The 3,274-nt window shown below is 71.6% G+C and carries 2 protein-coding genes; both read right to left on the bottom strand.

Annotation, left to right across the window (positions count from 1 at the left end):
* Nucleotides 1–98: 98 nt before the first annotated feature.
* Nucleotides 99–1,757 (bottom strand): glucose-6-phosphate isomerase, encoded by a 1,659-nt coding sequence (gene pgi / locus AB0M29_RS45005; protein ID WP_365393631.1) that lies wholly within the window; start codon nt 1,755–1,757, stop codon nt 99–101.
* 76 nt (nt 1,758–1,833) lie between these two features.
* The gene (locus AB0M29_RS45000) at nt 1,834–3,087 is read right to left on the bottom strand and encodes an MFS transporter (protein WP_365393629.1); all 1,254 of its coding nucleotides are present in this window, start codon (nt 3,085–3,087) and stop codon (nt 1,834–1,836) included.
* Nucleotides 3,088–3,274 lie beyond the last annotated feature (187 nt).

The following is a 3,274-nucleotide window of genomic DNA, read 5'->3' as shown; positions in this document are numbered from 1 at the left end:
TGTTCAAGGGTGGACGTCCACCCTTGAACCGCCGCGGCGGTGCTCAGCCGAGACGGCGTGGTTCGGCGGTGCCGAACGGACCCCGACCGGCCGCCGCGTCAGCGGCCGCGCAGCTGACGGTAGGTGGCGACCAGTGCCGTGGTGGACGCGTCGAGGCCCGGCACGGCAGTGCCTTCGCTGAGGGCGGGCTCGATCCGCTTGGCGAGGACCTTGCCGAGCTCGACGCCCCACTGGTCGAAGGAGTCGATGTTCCAGATCGCGCCCTGGACGAAGACCTTGTGCTCGTAGAGGGCGATGAGCTGCCCGAGCACCGACGGCGTGAGTTCCCTGGCGAGAATCGTCGTCGTCGGGTGGTTGCCGCGGAAGGTCTTGTGCGGCACCAGCTCCTCCGCGACCCCCTCCGCCCGCACCTCGTCCGGCGTCTTGCCGAAGGCCAGCGCCTGGGTCTGGGCGAAGAAGTTGGCCATCAGCAGGTCGTGCTGGGCGGCCAGCGGCCCGAGTTCGGCGATCGGGTTGGCGAAACCGATGAAGTCCGCCGGGATGACCTTCGTGCCCTGGTGCAGCAACTGGTAGTACGCGTGCTGCCCGTTGGTGCCCGGGGTGCCCCACACCACGGGGCCGGTCTGCCAGTCCACCGGGTTGCCCTGGCGGTCGACCGACTTGCCGTTGGACTCCATGTCGAGCTGCTGGAGGTAGGCGGTGAACCTGCTCAGGTAGTGGCTGTACGGCAGCACCGCGTGCGACTGCGCGTCGTGGAACCCGCCGTACCAGACGCCGAGCAGCCCGAGCAGCAGCGGCACGTTCTCCTCGGCCGGGGCGGACCTGAAGTGCTCGTCCACCAGGTGGAATCCGGCGAGCATCTCGCGGAAGTGGTCGGGGCCGATGGCGATCATCAGCGACAGGCCGATCGCCGAGTCGTAGGAGTAGCGCCCGCCGACCCAGTCCCAGAACTCGAACATGTTCGTGGTGTCGATACCGAAGTCGGCGACCTTCTCCGCGTTCGTCGACAGCGCCACGAAGTGCTTGGCCACCGCGTCCTCGCCCGCGCCCAGCGCGTTGAGCAGCCAGTCGCGCGCGGAGGTGGCGTTGGTGATGGTCTCGATGGTGGTGAACGTCTTGGACGCGATGATGAACAGCGTCTCGGCCGCGTCCAGGTCGCGGACCGCCTCGTGCAGGTCGGCGCCGTCCACGTTGGACACGAAGCGGACCGTCAGACCGCGGTCGGCGTAGGAGCGCAGCACCTCGTAGGCCATCGCCGGGCCGAGGTCGGAGCCGCCGATGCCGATGTTGACGATGTTCCTGATCCGCTTGCCGGTGTGGCCGGTCCACTCGCCGGAGCGGATCCGGTCGGCGAAGACGGTCATCTTGGTGAGCACGGAGTGCACGGCGGGCACGACGTCCTGGCCGTCGACCTGGATGACCGCCGAGCGCGGGGCGCGCAGCGCGGTGTGCAGCACCGCCCGGTCCTCGGTGACGTTGATCTTCTCGCCGCGGAACATCGCGTCGCGCAGCTCGAACACGCCGGTGGCCGCGGCCAGTTCGCGCAGCAGCCGCAGCGTCTCGTCGGTGACGAGCTGCTTGGAGTAGTCCAGGTGGAGGTCCCCGACCTGGAGGGTGTAGCGACTGCCCCGCTCGGGGTCGTCGGCGAACAGGTCCCGCAGATGCGTGTCCGCGAGCTCCTCGCGGTGCTTGCCGAGCGCCTGCCATTCAGGACGCCGGTCAAGCCTCTTGGGGCCCTGAGCATTGGTTTCGGACATCAGTCCACTTCTCCTCGTCCTCGCTGCACGTCCCAAACTAATTGATGACGCGCCGGAACGAGATCTCCTGCGGCCGTCACCGCGCGGAGAGTTCTCCGTCCCTTCGCGCGACGGCCGGTATGAGGACACCGACGGCGCAGCAGAAGAGCGCGGCGGCGGCCAGCGGCGGCGCGTTCAGCCCCCAGGCGGTCGCGGTGGCGCCGCCGAGCAGGGCGCCCAGCGGCGCCCCGGCCACCGACAGCGTGCGGTTGGCCGCGCTCACCCGGCCCAGCAGGCCCGCGGGGGTGCGCTCCTGCAGCAGCGTCACCTCGCTGACGTTCCAGACCATGCCGAAGGCGCCGAAGACCGCCATCACGGCCACCGCGGCGGCGAGCGAGCGCACGGTGCCGAGGACGACCAGGCAGCAGGTCTGCACGGCCAGGCCCGTGAGGAGCGCCCGCGCCCTGCCGAGCCACCGGGTCAGCCGCTCGGCCGCGGCGCCGCCGAGGACGCTGCCCACGCCGTACGCGGTGATCACGGCCGCGAAGCCGCCGCGGCCCGCGTGCAGCCAGCCGGTCACCTGGAGGACGAGGGTGGCGACCAGGACGCCGACCCCGATGTTGGCCACCGTATTGGCCGCGCACAGCGCGCGCAGCAACCGGTCGTCCCACAGCGCCCGCAGGCCCTCGGCGATGTCGCGCCGCAGGGTGCGTCCGGCCGGGCGCGGCGGCCGCTGCCCCGCGGGAGCGGGCAGCGAGGCGACGAGGGCGGCGGCCGCCGCGAAGGTGGCCGCGTCGACCGCGAAGGGCGCCCCGGCCGAGAACGCGAGCAGGACCGCGACCAGCGGCGCCGCCACGAAGGCACCGGCTATCGTCTGGCCGGTCATCAGCCGGGAGTTGGCGCGGCCGAGGACGGCGGCCGGGACGACGGACGGCAGCAGGGCGGTCGCCGCGTTGTCGAAGAGCGTCTGCGCGGTGGTGAGGGCGAAGGCCAGCGCGAGCAGCAGCCCGATGCTCGCGTGCCCGAGCGCCACGGTGAGCGCGAACGCTCCCGTCAGCACGGCGCGCACCGCGTCCACCGAGCGCATCGCCCGGCGCTGGTCCACCCGGTCCGCCACGGCCCCGCCGAGCAGTCCGAAGAGGATCCACGGCAGGAACCCGGCGGCGGTGACGAGCGAGACCAGCAGCGGCGAGCCGGTCAGCGAGGTGGCCAGCAGCGGCAGCGCGGCGCCCCGCAGCCCGTCGCCGAAGCGGGAGACGACCGCCGCGGCCCACAGCCGCCCGAAGCCGCCGCGCCACGACAGCACGGCGGGCTCGGCGAGCACTGCCGGCTCGCTCGCGCTGACGGACATCGGACTCCCCCCACCCCACGGATTCGCCCGCGGATTCGCGGCACGGATTCGATCACTGCCGAAACCGTAGCGACGGCCACTGACAATCGCGTTGCCGAGTAGCCGAGGGGAATCTCACCCCTCGGCTCTCACAGAACCGTGCGTAACAGTCGCCCGTTACACGGCTCTTGTCGTTCTGGTCATCAGA

This window comes from Streptomyces sp. NPDC051976 (genome assembly GCF_040680795.1).
Taxonomy (GTDB): Bacteria; Actinomycetota; Actinomycetes; order Streptomycetales; family Streptomycetaceae; genus Actinacidiphila.
Note: the sequence above shows the minus strand (reverse complement) of the source record. Positions and strands in the feature narration are given on the sequence as shown.